The 17,835-nt window shown below is 70.7% G+C and carries 15 protein-coding genes; 6 read left to right on the forward strand and 9 right to left on the reverse strand.

Features of this window, described 5'->3' with window-relative positions; all coding sequences use genetic code 11:
* The first annotated feature begins 104 nt into the window (after positions 1 to 104).
* On the forward strand, positions 105 to 1,349 hold the full coding sequence (locus tag ACWBNA_RS39905) for an ROK family transcriptional regulator (RefSeq protein ID WP_482709452.1): 1,245 nt from the start codon (positions 105 to 107) through the stop codon (positions 1,347 to 1,349).
* Between the two features lie 144 nt (positions 1,350 to 1,493).
* Here ACWBNA_RS39905 and ACWBNA_RS39910 read toward each other — a convergent pair whose 3' ends face one another.
* The 4 genes from ACWBNA_RS39910 to ACWBNA_RS39925 all read right to left on the reverse strand — a co-directional run bounded on the left by ACWBNA_RS39910 (position 1,494) and on the right by ACWBNA_RS39925 (position 5,091).
* Positions 1,494 to 2,066, reverse strand: a complete 573-nt coding sequence (locus ACWBNA_RS39910) for a DM13 domain-containing protein (protein WP_482709453.1) — start codon at positions 2,064 to 2,066, stop codon at positions 1,494 to 1,496.
* 345 nt (positions 2,067 to 2,411) lie between these two features.
* Entirely contained in the window at positions 2,412 to 3,293 is an 882-nt protein-coding gene (locus ACWBNA_RS39915; protein ID WP_482709454.1) for a metal ABC transporter permease, read from the reverse strand.
* The gene (locus tag ACWBNA_RS39920; RefSeq protein WP_482709455.1) at positions 3,290 to 4,144 is read right to left on the reverse strand and encodes a metal ABC transporter ATP-binding protein; all 855 of its coding nucleotides are present in this window, start codon (positions 4,142 to 4,144) and stop codon (positions 3,290 to 3,292) included. The genes ACWBNA_RS39915 and ACWBNA_RS39920 overlap by 4 nt, the downstream gene beginning before the upstream one ends.
* Before the next feature lie 11 nt (positions 4,145 to 4,155).
* The gene (locus ACWBNA_RS39925) at positions 4,156 to 5,091 is read right to left on the reverse strand and encodes a metal ABC transporter solute-binding protein, Zn/Mn family (RefSeq protein WP_482709456.1); all 936 of its coding nucleotides are present in this window, start codon (positions 5,089 to 5,091) and stop codon (positions 4,156 to 4,158) included.
* A gap of 316 nt (positions 5,092 to 5,407) precedes the next feature.
* Here ACWBNA_RS39925 and ACWBNA_RS39930 point away from each other — a divergent pair, with 316 nt between their 5' ends.
* The 3 genes from ACWBNA_RS39930 to ACWBNA_RS39940 all read left to right on the forward strand — a co-directional run bounded on the left by ACWBNA_RS39930 (position 5,408) and on the right by ACWBNA_RS39940 (position 8,439).
* Positions 5,408 to 7,405: a heavy metal translocating P-type ATPase gene (locus ACWBNA_RS39930; RefSeq protein WP_482709457.1), complete on the forward strand. Its 1,998-nt coding sequence runs from the start codon at positions 5,408 to 5,410 to the stop codon at positions 7,403 to 7,405.
* A gap of 178 nt (positions 7,406 to 7,583) precedes the next feature.
* Complete coding sequence (locus ACWBNA_RS39935; RefSeq protein ID WP_482709458.1) at positions 7,584 to 7,976, forward strand: DEAD/DEAH box helicase; 393 nt, start codon at positions 7,584 to 7,586, stop codon at positions 7,974 to 7,976.
* A 67-nt stretch (positions 7,977 to 8,043) separates the two neighbouring features.
* On the forward strand, positions 8,044 to 8,439 hold the full coding sequence (locus ACWBNA_RS39940) for a hypothetical protein (RefSeq protein ID WP_482709459.1): 396 nt from the start codon (positions 8,044 to 8,046) through the stop codon (positions 8,437 to 8,439).
* On the opposite strand, the gene ACWBNA_RS39945 is transcribed toward ACWBNA_RS39940, so the two are convergent.
* The 3 genes from ACWBNA_RS39945 to ACWBNA_RS39955 are packed head-to-tail and all read right to left on the reverse strand — an operon-like array spanning position 8,390 to position 11,575.
* Positions 8,390 to 9,673 carry a sugar ABC transporter permease gene (locus ACWBNA_RS39945; RefSeq protein ID WP_482709460.1) on the reverse strand — a complete coding sequence of 428 codons (1,284 nt, stop codon included), beginning with the start codon at positions 9,671 to 9,673 and terminating at the stop codon, positions 8,390 to 8,392. The two genes, ACWBNA_RS39940 and ACWBNA_RS39945, sit on opposite strands and share 50 nt — an antisense overlap.
* Positions 9,667 to 10,449 carry an ATP-binding cassette domain-containing protein gene (locus tag ACWBNA_RS39950; RefSeq protein ID WP_482709461.1) on the reverse strand — a complete coding sequence of 261 codons (783 nt, stop codon included), beginning with the start codon at positions 10,447 to 10,449 and terminating at the stop codon, positions 9,667 to 9,669. The genes ACWBNA_RS39945 and ACWBNA_RS39950 overlap by 7 nt, the downstream gene beginning before the upstream one ends.
* Positions 10,450 to 10,486: 37 nt before the next feature.
* Entirely contained in the window at positions 10,487 to 11,575 is a 1,089-nt protein-coding gene (locus ACWBNA_RS39955) for a substrate-binding domain-containing protein (protein ID WP_482709462.1), read from the reverse strand.
* Between the two features lie 523 nt (positions 11,576 to 12,098).
* Between ACWBNA_RS39955 and ACWBNA_RS39960 the strand changes: the two genes are divergently transcribed.
* On the forward strand, positions 12,099 to 14,636 hold the full coding sequence (locus ACWBNA_RS39960; RefSeq protein ID WP_482709463.1) for a SpoIIE family protein phosphatase: 2,538 nt from the start codon (positions 12,099 to 12,101) through the stop codon (positions 14,634 to 14,636).
* Positions 14,633 to 15,715, forward strand: coding sequence for a sugar ABC transporter substrate-binding protein (locus ACWBNA_RS39965; protein WP_482709464.1), 1,083 nt, complete (start codon positions 14,633 to 14,635; stop codon positions 15,713 to 15,715). Before ACWBNA_RS39960 ends, ACWBNA_RS39965 begins: the two co-directional genes overlap by 4 nt.
* A 119-nt stretch (positions 15,716 to 15,834) precedes the next feature.
* Here ACWBNA_RS39965 and ACWBNA_RS39970 read toward each other — a convergent pair whose 3' ends face one another.
* Both ACWBNA_RS39970 and ACWBNA_RS39975 read right to left on the reverse strand, forming a co-directional pair.
* Positions 15,835 to 16,884, reverse strand: coding sequence for an ABC transporter substrate-binding protein (locus ACWBNA_RS39970; RefSeq protein WP_482709465.1), 1,050 nt, complete (start codon positions 16,882 to 16,884; stop codon positions 15,835 to 15,837).
* A 59-nt stretch (positions 16,885 to 16,943) separates the two neighbouring features.
* Positions 16,944 to 17,834 (reverse strand): ABC transporter permease, encoded by an 891-nt coding sequence (locus ACWBNA_RS39975; protein ID WP_482709466.1) that lies wholly within the window; start codon positions 17,832 to 17,834, stop codon positions 16,944 to 16,946.
* Between the last annotated feature and the right edge of the window lies 1 nt (position 17,835).

The raw sequence follows: 17,835 nt of genomic DNA on the forward strand, positions 1-17,835 counted from the left end.
GGGGGACCATCCCGGGCCGGCGGTGAGGGGGCGCGGGCACCCGCGGCCACACAGGGCCGGCCTCCAGGACAAGGGCTGATGTGAGGGGTTCAGGTGACCAACAGGTGACGACGCGCAGCGGTACGAATCTGCCGCGGGTCGGCGGCTACAACCAGGCCGTCGTCCTGGACGCCATCCGTACCAGAGGCCAGGTGAGCCGGGTCGAGCTCGCCGTGCTCACCGGCCTGACCAACCAGACCGTCTCGAACGTCGTCCGCAAACTGCTCGACGCCGGCCTGGTGGCGGAGTCCGGCCAGGCACCCTCCAGCGGCGGAAAACGCCGCACCCTGCTGTCCCTGCGCGCCGACGGCGCCTGCGCGGTCGGCGTCCACCTCGACCCCGAGGCCGCGGTGATCGTGGTGGTCGACCTGGCCGGCGACGTGATCGGCACCCGCCGGCTGCGCCTCACCGACCCCGGCGACCCCGCAGACGTCGTGGACCGGGTCGCCCGCGCGGCCGGGCGGCTCGTCGACCGGAGCGGCGTGGACCGCGCCCGCCTGCTCGGCCTGGGCGTCGCCGCCCCCGGGCCGGTCGACGGCACCTCCGGCGCCGTGGTGTCCCCGCCGAACTTTCCCGGCTGGGGGCGCGTCCCTTTGACGGAGATGTTCGTCGAGGCCACCGGCCTGCCCGTCGCCCTCGACAACGACGCGACCGCCGCCGCCATCGGCGAGCGCTGGATCGGCGGCGCCGACCGGGCGGGCAGCTTCCTCTTCATCTACCTGGGCACCGGCATCGGGGCCGGCATCGTCCTCAACGACACCGTGCTGCACGGCGATTCCGGTAACGCCGGCGAGTTCGGCCACATGGCCGTCGAACCCGGGGACCGCGTCTGCCACTGCGGCGCCACAGACTGCCTCGGCCCCTACTGCAGCCCACCCGCGATCATCGACGACCTGCTGCGCCGCCACGGGCGGCCCGCCGCCGACCGCATCGGCCTGACCGGCACACCCGACTCCGTGCACGACGACTGGAAGGCCCTGCGCCGCGCCGCCCGCGCCGGCGACCCGGACGCCCGCGACGTCGTACGCAGCGCCGCCCGCCGGATCGGCCAGGCGGCCCGTGGCGCCGCCAGCCTGCTCGACGTCGGCCGCATCGTGCTCGGCGGCGAGGCCCTGCGCGGCATCGAGCCGATCATGCGCGAGGAGATCGAGGCCGCCGTCAACCGCACCTCCGTGGCCCGTACGATCCGCGCGGTCGCCGTCGAACAGAGCCTGATCGGCGACACGGTGGGCGCGGTCGGCGCCGCCTCACTGGTGTTGCACGGCAATTACGCGCCGGGATGGCGGATGCTGACCGACGTGGCCGGGTGAGGGGCAGGGGGCGCGCCCTGGTCGGCAGCGGGCGGGAAACCGTGGTGCGTTGACCGGCCTCAGTGACGTGCCACCGCCACCGCCACCCGCACCCGTGCCGGACCGGCCCGGCATCGCCCCGATCGCTTTCCGCTGTGCCCCCTGTCAGGCGCGCACGAGTTCGGCGGCACCGAAGGACACGTCGAAGCGGTCGCACCAGATGCTGACGCTGGTGTAGCGGGCGGGGTCGATGTCGTCGGGCAGGGTGTAGTTCTGGCTTCCCTTGTTGCCCTTGAGCTTGCCGAGGCTGACGTACTCCCCGTCGTCGAAGACGTGCCAGCCCGCCTGCCCCTCCTTCACCGGTGCGTCGGTCAACCACACACGCAGATCAGGCCCGTTGCTGGTGTCCAGGTTCTCCAGCCGGACGACGTGGGAGCCGTCCGCCAGCCGTACGAGCTTCACACTGCCCGATGTCGCGTGCTCGTGGCTGATCAGCTCGCCGCTTGCCAGCGCCTGGGGCCGAGCGGCCGGGGAAGGCGGCGTGGCGGGGCTTTCCGAGGACGCCGCCGCGGGAGGCGCGGAGGGCTCCACGACCCCGGGCAAGGCCTCGTCGACGGTCTCGTCCTGCCACAGCTTCCACGGCTGGAACCAGTACAGCCCGAAGCCGGCCGTGGCGATCGCCATCACCAGTGCTCCGACGGCCAACCGCCTGGTCGGTACCTTTCGCACGCGCCCCATCCCCGCCCCGTCTCGTGAGAGTTCGCTGATCTCTGCCCCATTCAACGCAGGAGGGTGGCCGCCCCGTAACCCGGCGGAGATGACGGAAGCCTTACGTCGCCCGGCCACATGATCCAGCCGATCGATCTCTTCCCAACCCGCGCACCGGTGCTCACGCCGAATCGCCGAATGCCGACCTGCCGACCTGCCGACTCAGGCACCGAGCGGCGCGCACTGCACGAGTGCACCGCCGTGCCGTTCGCGCGCCGTGCGGTGGGTGCGGAAGGGCGGCCGGACACATGGTCAGTCAGTCGACGGAGGTGCCGGTGCGCTTCCGGTTGTGGGCGGGAGCGTTCCGCGGGTCCGTCAGGCGGGCCGGGGTGCCGTTGTCCTGGCTCCCCGGCGCTGGGTGCGGTAGCCGCCGGCCAGACGGCAGACGGCGTAGATCGTGAAGGAGATCGTCGTGACGTAGGGGCTGATGGGGATGCTGCTGCCCAGGGCGAGCAGGATGCCGCCCTCGATCGAGAGCACGGCGAAGACCACACTGAGCAGTGGCAGCAGTACCGGCGAGGCGGTGACGCGGGCGGCGGCCGCGGCCGGGGTGACTAGGAGGCTGAGGACGAGCAGGGCGCCGACGATCTGCACCGACAGGGCGACCGCGAGGCCGAGCACGAGCATGAAGGCGAAGGACAGCGCGCGCACGGGTACGCCGCGGGCCTCGGCGACGTCCGGGTCGGCGCTGGCGAAGGTGAGCGGCCGCCACATGGTCGCCAGGGCGAGCAGGACGACGGCGGAGGTGCCGAGCAGCCACGTCATCTGCGGCGTGTCGACGGCGACGATCTGGCCGGTCAGGAGACCGAACTTGTTGGCCGCCCGGCCCTTGTAAAGGGCGAGGAAGAGCACGCCGAGTCCGAGGCCGAACGGCATGATGATGCCGATCACCGAGTTGCGGTCGCGGGCGCGCGCACCCAGGACGCCGATCACGCCGGCCGCCAGGAGAGAGCCGACGATCGAGCCTCCCGCGATGTTCACGCCCAGCAGCAGTGCCGCCGACGCGCCCGCGAAGGACAGCTCGCTGATGCCGTGTACCGCGAAGGGCAGGTCGCGCATGATGACGAAGACCCCGGCCAGGCCGCCGACGAGGCCGAGCGCGGCACCGGCGACGAGGGAGTTGCGCACCAGGGCCAGGAGTTCGCCGTAGTTCTCGAAGCTGAAGATCTGGTGCCAGGCTCCGTCGGCGAACGTCATGTGCGCGATTCCTCGGTCTCATGGGGGTGGTGCGGGGGTGCGGCCGTCTCGTCGGGGGCTCCGACGACCACGACGCGCCCCTGGACGCGGACGACGTCGACCCGCGTGCCGTACAGCCGCGACAGCGACTCGGAGGTCAGCACCTCCTCCGGTGTGCCGACCCGGTGACCGCCGCGTGCCAGGTACAGCACCCGGTCGACCATGCCGAGGACGGGGTTGATCTCGTGGGTCACGAAGATCACCGCGGTGTCGTGGGAGCGGCGGCGGGCGTCCACGAGTTCGGTGACGGCCCGTTGGTGGTTCAGGTCGAGGGAGAGCAGCGGTTCGTCGCACAGCAGGATCCGCGGATCGGTCGCCAACGCCTGGCCGATGCGCACGCGCTGGCGCTCGCCTCCGGACAGGAGTGCGAGGGGGACGTCGGCGTACGCCGAGGCGCCGACCGACTCCAGGATCTCGTCCACCCGACGGCGGACGGCGACTGTGCGCAGTCGTGGTCCGAACAGGTGCCCGTCGATCCCGAAGCGCACGAGGTCGCGGGCGCGCAGCATGGCCTGAGCGGAGAGTTCCGCCTGCTGGGGGACGTAGCCGAGATGCCGGCGCGCCTCACGCGGGGGTCGGCCGAGGACGGTGAGCGTTCCGGCGGACAGGGGCTGCCGGCCCAGCAGAGCCCGTACGAAACTGGTCTTGCCCGAGCCGTTCGGCCCGAGGACGGCCACGAACTCCCCGGGCTGTACGTCCAGGTCGAGGCCCTGCCACACCACGCGCTCGCCGTAGGACACGGCCGCCCCGCGCAGAGCGATCACCGCGCCGGTGTCGGTCCCGCCTCGGCGGGCCTGAGGTACGGAGGCCACGCCCGGCTGCCTCACTTGTCCAGCGCGCTCGCGAGCGCGTCGACGTTGGCGGTCATCCAGCCGAGGTAGTCCTTGCCCTGCGGGAGGGTCTCGGTCACCGGTACGACGGGGATCGAGGCCGCCTTGGCGGCGGCCTCGGCCTTCTCGGTCTGCGGTCCGGAGGTTTGCTCGTTGTAGACGAGGGCCTTGACCTGCTTGTCCGTGAACTGTGCCAGCGTCGCCTGCAGGATCTTGGGGGAGACGTCGTCTCCCTCCTCGATGGCCTCGCTGAACTCCGCGGGCGTCTTGTTCACCAGACCGCTCGCGTCGATCATGTACAGCGGCACGGGCTCGGTGATGGCTACCGCTTCGCCGCCGTGGTCCTTCTTGATCTGGGCTTCCTTGGTCTCCAGCGGCTGGAGCTTCGCCTTGAAGGTCTCGGCGTTCTTGGTGAAGGCGGCAGCGCTGCCGGGGTCGGCCTTGCCCAGGGCGGCGGCCACGCTGTCGGCGATCTTGCGCACGGTGGGGAAGTCGTACCAGACGTGCTCGTTCAGCTCTCCGCCCTTGGGCGCGGTCTTGCCGGAGACCTTGACGGCGTTGATCACTTCGGCGGAGGAGTCGCTGCTCTTCGACATGCGGTCGATGAAGTCGTCGTAGCCGCCGCCGTTCTCGACGACGACCTTCGCTTTGGACAGCGCCAGTTGGTTCTGGGTGTTGGCCTCGTAGGAGTGCGGGTCCTGGTCGGGGTCGCTGATGACCGACGTGACGTCGACCTTCGCCCCGCCTATCTGCTCGACGATGTCGCCGTAGACGTTCGTCGAGGCGACCACCGGGATCACGGATGAGGAGACCGGGCTCTGGGAGGCGTTCCCGTCGCTGCCGGAGTCCGACGAACTGCCGCAGCCCGCGAGAAGGACCATGGAGGCCCCGGTGATCAGGGCGATGCGCCGGGACGGGGGCATGGGCATGGGTGGTCCTTAACGAACGGGCGGGAACAGGGACGTTCCCGGAACTGGTCAGTCCGGAAGTGGACCGGACATGCGCCACGCTAGATGAAAATGAATGTCAGAACATGGCCGAATCCGATCCATATGAAAACCATTGCCAAGGCTTGACGCTCGCGGCGACGGGTGGTCGCGCTCCCTGTCGTGCGAGGGTCGCTGCTCATGAAGAAATGAATGGGTATTCATGTGTTCCTGTATGGTGAGGAGGAAGACGGGAGCGGCTGACGGCCGCATGTCCTGATGCCCCCGAACACCCCCTCGTGAAGGACCTTCGACTCCGATGACCTCCACCCTCAGTCCGTCTCCGGTCGGCGCGCCCGCGCCCGCGCGGGAAGCGGGTGTTCCCCGGCGGCGCACGCGGATCCTGGCGTTGCCCGAGGTGCGCTGGGCCGTCGCGGCCACCGTCTTCTTCCTGCTCGCGCTGCCACTGCACCTGACCGGCACGCCGGCCTGGCTGTGGGGGCCGCTGTACGCGCTGGCGTACGTCACCGGCGGGTGGGAACCGGGCTGGGAGGGCCTGAAGGCACTGAGGGACAAGACCCTCGACGTGGACCTCCTGATGGTCGTCGCCGCGCTCGGTGCCGCGGCGATCGGTCAGGCGATGGACGGCGCCCTGCTGATCGTCATCTTCGCCACCTCCGGCGCCCTGGAGGCGCTGGCCACGGCCCGTACCGCCGACTCGGTCCGCGGCCTGCTGGACCTGGCCCCCGCCACCGCCACCCGGCTCACCCCGGACGGCGGCGAACAGACCGTTCCCGCCGCGGAGTTGGCGGTCGGCGACACCATTCTCGTACGACCCGGCGAACGCGTCGGCAGCGACGGCCGCGTCCTGGACGGGACCAGCGAGGTCGACCAGGCGACCATCACCGGCGAACCGCTCCCGGTCGCCAAGGAGCCCGGCGACGAGGTGTTCGCGGGCACCCTCAACGGCACCGGCGCGCTGCGCGTCCGCGTCGAACGCGACGCCTCCGACACGGTGATCGCCAGGATCGTGCGGATGGTGGAGGAGGCGTCCGAGACCAAGGCACCCACCCAGTTGTTCATCGAGAAGGTCGAACAGCGCTACTCGCTCGGCATGGTCGCGGCGACGCTCGCCGTCTTCCTCGTCCCGCTCACCTTCGGTGAGGAGCTGAGCGAGGCGCTGCTGCGGGCCATGACCTTCATGATCGTGGCGTCGCCGTGCGCGGTCGTGCTGGCCACCATGCCACCCCTGCTCTCCGCCATCGCCAACGCCGGACGGCGCGGCGTGCTGGTCAAGTCGGCGGTGGTGATGGAGCGGCTCGGGCAGGTCGACGCGGTGGCCCTGGACAAGACCGGCACGCTGACCGAGGGCGTGCCGAGGGTCACCGATGTCCGGCCGCTGGCCGGATCGGGCCTGACGGAGCGGGAGTTGCTGGCGCTCGCGGCGGCGGCCGAGCATCCGAGTGAGCACCCGCTGGCGCGCGCCGTGGTGGACGCGGCGCGAGAGCGCGGCCTGCGGCTGTCGCCCGCGGAGGACTTCGGTTCCACGCCCGGCGTGGGAGTGACCGCCACCGTCGACGGACGAGTGGTCGCGGTGGGCGCACCCGCCCGGGTCCTCGACCGGGCGACCGAGGTGACCGCCGCTCACGCGGTGACCCTGGCCGCCGAGTTGGAGGAGGACGGGCGTACCGCCGTCCTGGTCACGGCCGACGGTGCTCCGGTCGGTGTCCTGGGAATCGCCGACCGCCTGCGCCCGGACGCCGCCGCCACGGTCGTATCCCTCACGGCCCTCACCGGCGCCACCCCCGTGCTGCTGACCGGTGACAATCCGCGGGCGGCGGCGCGCCTGGCCACCGAGGTCGGTATCGGGGACGTCCGGGCCGGACTGCTGCCGCAGCACAAGGTGGAGGCGGTCAAGGAGCTTCAGGACGCCGGCCGCAGGGTCCTGGTCGTCGGGGACGGTGTCAACGACGCCCCGGCACTGGCGGCCGCCCACATCGGCGTCGCCATGGGCCGGGCCGGCTCCGACCTGGCGCTGGAGACCGCCGACGCGGTGATCGTCCGCGACGAACTCGCCACCGTGCCCGCCGTGATCGCCCTCTCCCGCCGCGCCCGGCAGCTGGTCGTGCAGAACCTGGTGATCGCCGGAGTGTTCATCGCCGGCCTCGTCGTCTGGGACCTCGCGGGCACCCTGCCCCTGCCGCTCGGCGTGGCGGGCCACGAGGGATCCACCGTCATCGTCGGCCTCAACGGGCTGCGGCTGCTGAGGGACGCGGCCTGGCAGCGGGCGGCCTCGGAGGGCCGGTCGCTGAGGTGACACGCGCGGACTCCGCTGCCGACGCCCTGAGCCAGGGCAACGCGTGACGGCGTGACGGCTTCACGGCGTGACGGTGGGTGGGCGGGCCGCGGCATCTCCGCCGGTCCCGCGGGTACCCAGGGGGCGCCATGGGCGCGGCCTTCCGAACGCGTCCGCACGAGCATCGAGGGAGCCGGCCATGGGACGCAGCGGACCGCGGACAGGAAGGGGTGGAGCCGCGCGCCTGCGTGACATCGCCGCGGACGTGTTCGGCTGGGACACTCTCCTGCCCGAGCAGGTCAGGGCCATGGAAGGGGTGCTGGAGGGTGAGGACGTCCTCGTCGTCATGCCGACCGGCTCCGGCAAGTCCGCCGTCTACCAGGTACCCGCCCTGATGCTGTCCGGACCGGTCGTGGTGGTGTCGCCGTTGCTTGCAATGGGGCGAGGGCACGGTGCTGAGCGAGGACGGGACCGCATCACCGTGCTGTTCGACCACGCGGGTTACCACACGCTGTCCCTCGACGCGCCGGCCACCCGAGACGGCCTGCTCACAGTGGTGCGCATGCCGGGGAAGGACCGGTCGGCGACATGACGCGTCGCCGGTTGCGGTCTCCCGTCCCAGGGACTTGGACGGTCCCGACGCCGATGGGAGGGCGGGCATGACCGGCAAGAAGGACCACCGCGAGGACCGCTACGACCGGGCACGCAGCCACGACGGGCCCGGGGCGCACTCGGGGGCGGAGAGCCAGGCGCGGGAGCGATCCGTACCGGGTACGGCAAGCGCCGAAGAGGGCTACCAGCCGGAGCACGGTACGACGGCGGGCAAGCCGCTGGAGGGTGTCGAGGCCGACGAGCGCACCCGACGCGTGCCGGAGGGTGACGAGGAGGCCGACGGCTCCGACGACTGGGGGCACTCCCGCCGGCCCCTCCCGAAGTCGAGCAGGGCATCCGGCCGGACATCAACCGCCGGCCGGCACGAGGTCGCCGTACCGGGACACGGATGTGTCAAGCCCGCCCGTGTGCCTCGTGTGAGCGTCGGGACACGGAGTCGATGACCACCGCGGCGAAGAGCACTCCGCCCGTGATGATGAACTGGACGGCGGTGGGAGTGTCCGTGATCGCCATGCCTGAGGCGATCGACTGGATGACCAGGATGCCGAGCACCGCGTTCCAGGTCGATCCGCGTCCCCCGAACAGGCTGGCGCCGCCGATGACGGCCGCGGCGATGGCGTTGAGCAGCAGGATGCCGGAGCCGGAGTTCTGGCTCACGGAGGTGATCCGCGAGGCCAGGAACATGCCGCCGATCGCGGCCATGGTGCCCGAGACCGCGAGTACCGCGGTCTGTACCCGGGTCACGCTGAGGCTGGCGCGTCGGGCCGCCTCGACGCCGCCGCCCAGTGCGTAGACCTGCCGCCCGTAGTGCGTGCGGCGGAGAACGACGTCGAGGCCGGCCACGAGGACGAGGAAGACCAGGAGGGCGAGCGGCAGGCCCTGGAACCGGTTGAGCACGTACGCGGCCGCGAAAGCGATCACCGCCAACGCTCCCGTGCGTGCCGCGATTCCCCGGAGCGAGCGGTGTGGCATGCCGACGGCCCTGCGCCGCCGTCTGTCCTGGTGGGACACGAGGAAGACCACACCTGCAGCGCCCGCCGCCAGACCGTAGGCCGCGCTGTCATGGGTGAAGTAGTGACTCGTCAGCTTGGCCACGAGCCCGTTCTCGTCGAGGTTGATCGTGCCGCTGTCCCCGAGGATGGAGAGCATGAAGCCGTTCCACGTGAGCAGTCCGGCGAGGGTGACGACGAAGGCCGGTACCCGGGTCCTGGCGAAGGAGAAGCCCTGGACGGTTCCCGCCGCGGTGCCCGCGAGCACCGCGATGATGAGGGCGAGCCATTCCGGTACGCCGTTGTTCACGTTCAGGACGGCGAAGACAGCAGCCGCGAGGCCGCTGATCGAGCCGACCGACAGGTCGAGTTCACCGAGCAGCAGCACGAAGACGATACCGACCGCGATCAGTCCCGTGCCGACGATGTCCACGCTGAGATTGGACAGGTTCCGGGGGGAAAGGAAGTTCTCGTTGAGGGCCTGGAAGATGATCCAGACCGTGGCGAGGACGAGGAGGACAGGGAGCGAGCCCAGTTCGCCGGCGCTCAGCTTGCGCCGCAGGACGGCACCCCAGCCCTGCACCGCACGGGTGACGGCCTGCCCGGGACGTGGCTGACGGGTCCTGACGGTGGGCGCGGCGGGTTCGGGCCGTCTGCCGTCCGCCATGTTGCGCGTCCCTTTCACCATCCCGCCTCCCGGTGGGCCACCCGGCGGGGCACGTTTTCCGTGGCGCCGGTGACGGAGGAGATGATCTGTTCCTGCGAAGCGGTGTTCACGTTGAAGAAGCCGTTGTTGCGACCGAGCCGAAGGACGGCGGCCCGGTCCGCGAGCGCTTTGACGTCCCCCATGTTGTGGCTGATGAGCAGTACTCCCAGACCGCGGTCACGGAACTGGTCGACGAGGTCCAGGACCTCGGTCGTCTGGTCGAATCCCAGCGCCGCGGTCGGTTCGTCCAGCAGGAGCAGCCGCGGGTCACCGAGGAGGGAGCGGGCGATGGCGACCGTCTGCCGCTGACCGCTGGACAGTGAGACGAGGGGGGCGCGCAGGTCGGGGATGCCCCTGGTCAGGCCCTCCAGCAGGTGTCGGGTGCGGCGCTCCATCTCCACCTCGTCCAGGAAGCCGAACCGGCGGATCTCCCGCCCGAGGTAGACATTGCCCACGACGTCGAGGTTTCCGCACAGTGCGAGGTCCTGGTAGACGGTGGCGATGCCGAGGTCCCGGGCGTCGTGGGGGCGCCTGATGTGGACCGTCCGGCCCTCCCACTCGATGACTCCCCTGTCCGCGGGCGACACTCCGGAGATCGCTTTGACCAGGGTGGACTTGCCGGCCCCGTTGTCGCCCAGAAGGGCCACGACCTCCCCGGCGCGGATCTCCAGCTCGATGTCGGTGAGGACCTCGACGACGCCGAAGCGCTTGCACACGCCGTGCATGGCCAGCAAGGGGGGAGTCGGCACGGAGAACATCTCCTTCCCGGACCGGGCCTCGTGAGCAGCCGGCCTGTCAGGTCAGCCCGGCCTCGTCGCAGGCGGCACCCAGCCGGGGCGTACAGATCTGCGGGATCGTGTACACGCCGTCCTTCACCAAGGTGTCCTTGATGTTGTCGACCGTCACGGAGACGGGGGCGAGCATCACGGCCGGGACCTCCGCGCCGGTACTGGTCCGCACCTTGTCCCTGGCGACCCCGGTGAGGCTTTCACCGCGGGCCGCCGCCACGGCCAACGCGGCTCCGGCGGACGCCTCGGGGCCGAAGGGCTTGTAGACGGTCATGTACTGATCGCCGTCCACGATGCGCTGTACGGCCGCGAGTTCGGCGTCCTGCCCGGTGACGGGGGGCAGCGGATCGACCTTGTTCGCCTTGAGGGCGGCGATGCTGCCGGCGGCGAGGCCGTCGTTGGCGGCATAGACACCGTTGATGTTGCCGACGCCGAGGGCCGAGATGGCGCCGGACATGTTCATGTTCGCCGCCTCCGTCCGCCACTGGAGCGTGTCGTACGCCTTGCCGATCCTGACTCTCCCCTCGAGCACGGACAGCGCGCCCTTCTTGAACGACACCGCGTTGGGGTCACTGGGATCGCCGTTCATCATGACGATCTGCTCCTCGCTCACCGTGTCACCCATGGCCTTGAGGAGTGACCTGCCCTGGAGCTTGCCGACCTCCTCGCCGTCGAAGGAGACATAGCCCGCGATCGGGCCCTCGGCGAGACGGTCGTAGGCGATGACCGGGATGTCCGCCTCGTCGGCCTTCTTGACCGCGGCGCCGAGCGATCGGGCGTCGACGGCCACGAGCACGATGGCATCGACACCCTTGGTGATCATCGAGTTCATCTGTTCCTGCTGGACGGCCACATCGTTCTTGGCGTTGGTGTGCTCCACCGCGCAGTCGGCGCACAGCTCGCCGATCTTCTCTTCGAGCAGGGGCCTGTCCTGCCCCTCCCAACGGGCCGTGGTGGCGTCCGGCAGGAGCAGGCCGATCCTGGGCGCGTCGGATCCGTCGCCGTCCTTCCCGGCGTCGGCGCCGCAGGCCGCCAGGGCCATGGCTGTGGAGACGGCGGTCATGGCGAGGGCCGCCTCCCGTGTGCGGGCCTTCATGCGCGGGACCTCCTTCGTCGGCTGCCCGTGACCGGCCTTCGACGGGCCTGAGGTCCGACGGCTGCGCCCCGCCGGCCTACGCGAGGCAGGGGTCGTATCGGCCGTGCGTGACGCGGTGCGACGGCACTCGCCATGTCGAGTCGGTTCGCCACGCCAACCGGGGGACCTGGGCGAACAGCGGCCGGCACCCTCACGCGCGGCTGAGACCCCGGCCGACGCGAAGGTGGCCTGGTGCCGGCGCGCAGGGGCCTCCGCCCGATTGTCCCGGCGTCGGCAGTCGGCGGGCTGCCGCGATGCCGAAGCCGAACCTCGGGATGAACCGCACCGCGTGGAAGTAGCAAGACGACCACGTCGTCAGTGTGGCACCGGGGGCGGTGATCTGCGAGCGCACCGGCGGTCCGCGGCCAGTGACCACAGAAGTGGATCTGTCCGTTTCGTTCGCGTATGAGACTCTGGGTAGGTGGGTGCCTGGGTCTCCCAGCGCGTCGGCACCTGCGCCATGGGCGGGAGGTACGTTGCGGACATGCCTCATGACGGCCGGGCCCGGGCCGGAGTCACCGAGCTGCGGGCAGCCGAGGCCGGCACGGCAGGCACGGGTTCTCCTCAGCCTCCGATGCCGGAGGTCGCCGTGAGCGACCGGGCCCTGACGTTCGCCGGCGTGGAGCTGGCAGCGGTCTATGTGCCCGATGCCGCGAACGAAGAGCTTCGGCTGGTGGAGACCGCCGGACGCGTCACTCCTCAGCACGGGGTGCCGGAGCGGCTGTCACTGTCCGGTGGCTCGCCCGCGGCGCACGCCTTCCACACCGACCGGCCGGTGTGGCTCACTCCCGCCGTGCTCACCTCCTCATTCGAGAACGTGCCGACGCCGCCGCGGGCGGATATGGCGCTCGGCGCGCTGCCTCTCGCGTCCGGGGGCGGACGACTGGGCTGCCTCGTCGTGATGGGCGGGTCCGTGGAAGGCTTCGCGGCCGAGCAGCGGCGCTTCCTGGAGCGCTACGCCGGCGCGATCGCCGACATGGTGCAGTCCAGGACCGGTCGGTCCGAGCCTTCGGCGGTGCTGTATCCCGCGCTGCGGGGTCTGTGCGTCGGCTCCTTCGTTCTGGTGCCGGACACCGGGGTGATCGAGGCGGACGAGACGCTGCTCGAACTGGTCGGCATCACGCCGGACGACTTCGACGGCAAGGCCGACACCCTGCTCGCGCACGCCTTCCCCGAGGACATGCACGCGCTGATGTCGGTCCTGGAACCGCGAGGCCAGGCGTACGGGCGGCGGGAGTTGGAGTTCCGGGTCCGGCGCCCCACCGGGGAAATGCGCTGGCTGAGTCTGAGCTGCCGGGTGGCGGCGGGCACCGAGGTCAGGCCGGAGCAGGTGCTGGGCGTGGTGACGGCGACCTCGGTGCTGAGCCGGAGTGCCGATGACGTCTCCAGGATCCAGTGGCTGACCGCCGCGCTCGATGGCGCCGCGACGGTCCGTGACGTCGGCCGGGTCGCCGTCACCGCGCTGCGTGAGCCGTTGGGCGCCGACCGGGTGGCGCTCGCCGAGCTGCAGGACGACCGGCTCATGGTCACCGTGCTGGATCCGCCGCAGCCCACCGCCTGGCCGGAGATCTGGCGTTCCCAGTGGCGTTCGGAATGGCCCGACGCGCCGGTCAGCGCTCTGCCCACCCTGCAGTTGGCCCTGCAGGACGGACGCATGGACCTGTGGCCCGCCGGTTCGGCCCTCGAAGACGGACTCGCGGGCATCGGCGGCGGAGGCCTGGCCGTGCTCCCGCTCCCCGCCAAGGGTGGGGTGGCCGGCGTGTGTCTGGTCGGCTGGCAGCAGCCGCACGAGTTCGTCCCCGAGGAACGAACCCTGCTGACCGCCACCGCCGCGCTGGTCGGACAGGCCCTCAAGCGGGCCCACGCGCACGACGCCGAGCAGGAACTCGCGACGATGCTCCAGCGCAGTCTGCTGCCTCGACGCCTTCCGGAACTGCCCGGGTGCACGGCCGTGGCACGTTATCTGCCGGCCATGCGGGGGTTGCAGGTGGGCGGCGACTGGTACGACGTCATCGCCCTGTCCGAGGAGCGGGTCGCGCTCGTCATCGGTGACGTGCAGGGACACAGCGCCGGGGCCGCCACGATCATGGGCCAGATGCGTACCGCGGTCAGGGCGTACGCGGTGGAGGGCCATCCGCCCGACGTGGTCGTGTCCCACGCCAACCGCCTCCTGGTCGGCATGGAGACCGACCTGTTCGCCACCTGTTGCTATGTCGAACTGGACCTGGAGGAGGGCAACACCCTGTTCGTCCGGGCCGGCCACCTCGCCCCGCTGGTGCGCCATCCCGACGGACGTACCGAGGAGGTGCAGGTCGAGGGCGGGCTTCCGCTCGGCATCCTCGCGGAGGCGGAGTTCCCCATGACCGCGGTCGCGCTGGAGCCCGGGACGGTGCTCGCCCTGGTCACCGACGGCCTGGTCGAGGCCTCCGACCTGCCCTTGGACGAGGGCATGCGCCGCACGCGCACCGCACTCGCCGCGGCCGATCCGGTGGACCCTGGGGGCATGGCCGACGCGCTGCTCGGCGACGTCGGCCGCCGTGAGGACGACGTGGCGCTGTTGCTGCTGCGCTACGACGGCCTGCAGACCCGGCCGATCCGGGCCGACTGGGTGGTGTGGCGGCTGCCCGACGCCGTCATGCACGCCCGCCGTTTCACCGCGCGCACGCTGCGCCGCTGGAAGACCGAGGAAGCGGCCGACGCGGTGCTCCTGGTCGTGTCCGAACTCGTCACCAACGCGCTGGTGCACACCCAGGGCCCGGTCCGCGTGGATCTGACGCTGCGCGGTGACCGGGTGCGCGTCAGTGTGAGCGACTCCTCGCCACGGGCGCCCGCCAAACCGGTGATCGTGGACTGGGAGTCGACCGGCGGCCGGGGCCTGCTTCTGGTCGAGGCGATGTCGGACTCCTTCGGCTCGATGCCCGTCGCCGGCGGCAAGCAGGTGTGGAGCGAGATCACCGTGCCGCGCCGCGAGTCCGCACCCGCGGACCCGGAACCGCGGGCAGGACGAGGGGGCATGCCATGAGGACACGTATCCGGTATGTCGTGGCGGTGGTCGTCGCCGGCCTGCTGGCGATGCCTCTGGCCGCCTGCGGAGAAGACGGCGAGGCGGGCGCGGACAGCTTCACCATCGGACTGCTGCTGCCCAGCCGAGCGCTCCCGCGCTGGGAGCACTCCGACAAGCCCTTCATCGAGCAGCAGTTGAAGAAGCTGTGCCCCGGCTGCACGATGCAGTACGCCAATGCCGAGAACGACGCGACGACGCAGGCGCAACAGATGACGTCCATGATCACCAAAGGGGTCCGGGTCCTGATCCTGGACGCCGCCGACACCAGGGCGCTGCGCTCCTCGATCCGGGAGGCACGAAAGGCGGACATCCCCGTCGTCGCCTACGACCGGCTCGCCGAGGGACCGATCTCCGGCTACGTCAGCTTCGACGGTGAGCAGGTCGGCAAGCTCCAGGGCGAGGCGCTCCTGAAGGCCATGGGGGCCGCAGCGGACGACGCGAACGTCGTCATGATGAACGGCGATCCCACCAGCCCCAACGCGGCGTCGTACCGCAAGGGCGCCCTGTCCGTTCTCCAGGGCAAGGCGAAGATCGCCAGATCGTACGACACCCTCGGGTGGAGCACGGAGAACGCCCACGCCCACATGTCTGCCGCCCTGTCGGCTCTCGGCCCGGACCGCATCGGAGGGGTCCTCGCCGCCAACGACGCCATGGCGGCAGGCGTCATCTCCGCCCTCAAACGCGCTGGTGTGCGGGACCTTCCTCCGGTCACCGGTCAGGACGCCGAACTCGCGGCGGTGCAGCGCATCGTCCGAGGCGAGCAGTACATGACGGTGTACAAACCCTTCAAGGCGGAAGCCGCAGCGGCCGCCGCCATGGCTGTCGCCCTGGGACGCGGCGAGGAGGCCCGCGACGTCGCCAGGACGGCTACCGACAGTCCCACCACCCGGGACATCCCGTCCGTGCTGCTCACTCCCACCGCGGTGACGGTCGGCGACATCGACGAGACCCTCGTCAAGCAGGGCGTGTACACCATCGACCAGATCTGCACCCGCAAACTCCGGCCCGCCTGCGACGAGGCCGGCCTCACGCAGTGAGGGCGTCTGTCCGGTGCTCGGCGGACAAGGCGGTCGCGGTCCGTGCCGGCGGCGTGGTGACACCGGACGTCCCTCGTCCTCGGGCCGCAGGAGCGGGCCCGGGACGAGGGACGCGGGCATCACCTGGCCTTGTTGACGAAGTCGTCGGTGTAGGTCTTCGACAAGTCGACGGTGTGGCCCTTGACCGTGGGGTCGAAGGCGGAGAGGACCTTGAGGACGGTCTTGGGACCGTCGGCGGGCATCAGGCCGGTCGGCGAGTACATGCCCTTCTCGTTCTGCAAGGCCTTGGCGTAGACGTCCTTGCCGACGCCCGCGTAGTAGTCCGCCGGCATCTTGTCGGCGATCTGGGCGGCGGTGTGCGTCTGGATCCACTTGAGCGTCTCGACATAGGCGTTGACGAGCTTCTGCACGGTGGCCGGGTTCTTCTGGACGAAGGCGCTGGTCATGTAGAGACAGGACGCCGGGTAAGTGCCGCCCAGCGCCGCCTTGGCGCCGGCCGCGGTGCGCATGTCGATCAGCGGAGTGGCCAGCTTCTTCTGCTCCAGCATGGAGATGGTGGGCTCGGTGGTCATGCCGGCGTCGATCTGCTTGTTCTGCATGGCGGCGACGAAGGTGGAGCCCGCGCCGACGGCCACCGAGGTGGCCTTGCCCGGCTTGACCCCGTTCTTGGTCGCCAGGTACTCGGTGAGGAAGTTGGTGGAGGAGCCGAGGCCCGTCACGCCGAGGTGCTTGCCGGAGAAGTCGGCCGGGCTCTTGACGCTGCCGGCCTCGTCGCTGCGGACCATCTCCACCTCGCCGGGCGCCTGGAGCAGCTGGACCACGGACTCGGTGGACTTGCCCTTGGACTGCAGGTCGATGTTGTGGTCGTAGAAGCCGACGACCGCGTCGATCTGGCCGGAGATCATGGCGGTCTCGGCCTCGACTCCGGCGGGTTCGTCGGAGAGCTTCACGTTGATGCCCTGAGCCTTGTAGTAGCCGAGCTTCTCGGCCAGCATCACCGGCAGGTAGATCTGCTTGTCCAGGCCGCCGACCATGATTCTGACGGTGGGCGTTCCACCGGAGCCCTTGGCGACGGACTGGGTGCTCGAACCGCCGGAGCAGGCGGACAGGGTGAGGGCCAGGACCGTGCAGGCGGCGGCGGGGATCAGGGTGTGCTTGGCCAGCTTCATCGCTGGTCTCCTTCGTGGTGTGTGGTGTGCGGAGTGCGTGGTGAAGGCCGGGAGGGGGACTACAGGCCGCTGTCGGCGGACAGCTGGGTGGGCCGCCAGCGCAGCACCTTCTTCTCGAAGCGGGTGACGAGGAACTCCGCGATCAGGGCGAGGACGGCGATGATCAGGGTTCCGGCGTAGACGCCGTCGGCGTTGAAGTTGCCCTGGGCCTGGGCTATCAGCTGGCCGAGGCCGGCCTGGGCGCCGAGCATCTCGCCGACGATGGCGCCGATGAGGGCGAAGCCGAAGGCCGCGTGGAGGGAGGCGACGATCCATGTCATCGCCGAGGGAAGGACGACCTGGGAGGTCACCCGCCATTCGGAGGCGCCCAGGATGCGGGCGTTGGCGATCAGGTTGCGGTCGACCTCGCGGGTGCCCTGGAAGGCGTTGAAGAAGACCGAGAAGAAGACCAGGACCACGGCGAGCGCGACCTTGCCGGACGGGCCGAGGCCGAACCAGATGATGAACATCGAGCCGAGCACGATGCGCGGGATGGAGTTGGCCGCCTTGATGAACGGTGCCATCACGTCCGCCAGCGCCCGGATCCGGCCCAGGGCGATCCCCAGGACGACTCCGGCGACGGTGCCGATGAGGAAGCCGAGGACGGTCTCCTGCATGGTGACGCCGATGTTGTGCCAGATGGAGCCGAGCGAGGTGCCGTCGGTGAACCAGGTCTTCAGCTGGGCGACGACACCGTCGGGCGATCCGTAGGTGAACTTGTCGAGCGAGCCGCTGGAGGCGCCGAGCTGCCAGCCGCCGAGCACCAGCACGACCAGCCCGATCTGCGCGAGCAGGATGAGCAGCCGGCGGCGGCGTGTGCGGGACCTGGCGGTGCGGATCAGCGCGGCCTCGTCGGCGGGGAGCGGGGGAGCGGCGGGGCCGGGGTCCTTGTTGACGAGGAGGTCGGTCATC

This window comes from Streptomyces sp. Q2 (genome assembly GCF_056820935.1).

Coding starts and splice junctions, on each gene's coding strand:
- ACWBNA_RS39910 (WP_482709453.1), bottom strand. CDS start 2,066: ATGGGGCGCGTGCGAAAGGTACCGACCAGGCGGTTGGCCGTCGGAGCA.
- ACWBNA_RS39915 (WP_482709454.1), bottom strand. CDS start 3,293: ATGACGTTCGCCGACGGAGCCTGGCACCAGATCTTCAGCTTCGAGAAC.
- ACWBNA_RS39925 (WP_482709456.1), bottom strand. CDS start 5,091: ATGCCCATGCCCCCGTCCCGGCGCATCGCCCTGATCACCGGGGCCTCC.
- ACWBNA_RS39930 (WP_482709457.1), top strand. CDS start 5,408: ATGACCTCCACCCTCAGTCCGTCTCCGGTCGGCGCGCCCGCGCCCGCG.
- ACWBNA_RS39935 (WP_482709458.1), top strand. CDS start 7,584: ATGGGACGCAGCGGACCGCGGACAGGAAGGGGTGGAGCCGCGCGCCTG.
- ACWBNA_RS39940 (WP_482709459.1), top strand. CDS start 8,044: ATGACCGGCAAGAAGGACCACCGCGAGGACCGCTACGACCGGGCACGC.
- ACWBNA_RS39945 (WP_482709460.1), bottom strand. CDS start 9,673: ATGGTGAAAGGGACGCGCAACATGGCGGACGGCAGACGGCCCGAACCC.
- ACWBNA_RS39950 (WP_482709461.1), bottom strand. CDS start 10,449: ATGTTCTCCGTGCCGACTCCCCCCTTGCTGGCCATGCACGGCGTGTGC.
- ACWBNA_RS39955 (WP_482709462.1), bottom strand. CDS start 11,575: ATGAAGGCCCGCACACGGGAGGCGGCCCTCGCCATGACCGCCGTCTCC.
- ACWBNA_RS39960 (WP_482709463.1), top strand. CDS start 12,099: ATGCCTCATGACGGCCGGGCCCGGGCCGGAGTCACCGAGCTGCGGGCA.
- ACWBNA_RS39965 (WP_482709464.1), top strand. CDS start 14,633: ATGAGGACACGTATCCGGTATGTCGTGGCGGTGGTCGTCGCCGGCCTG.
- ACWBNA_RS39970 (WP_482709465.1), bottom strand. CDS start 16,884: ATGAAGCTGGCCAAGCACACCCTGATCCCCGCCGCCGCCTGCACGGTC.
- ACWBNA_RS39975 (WP_482709466.1), bottom strand. CDS start 17,834: ATGACCGACCTCCTCGTCAACAAGGACCCCGGCCCCGCCGCTCCCCCG.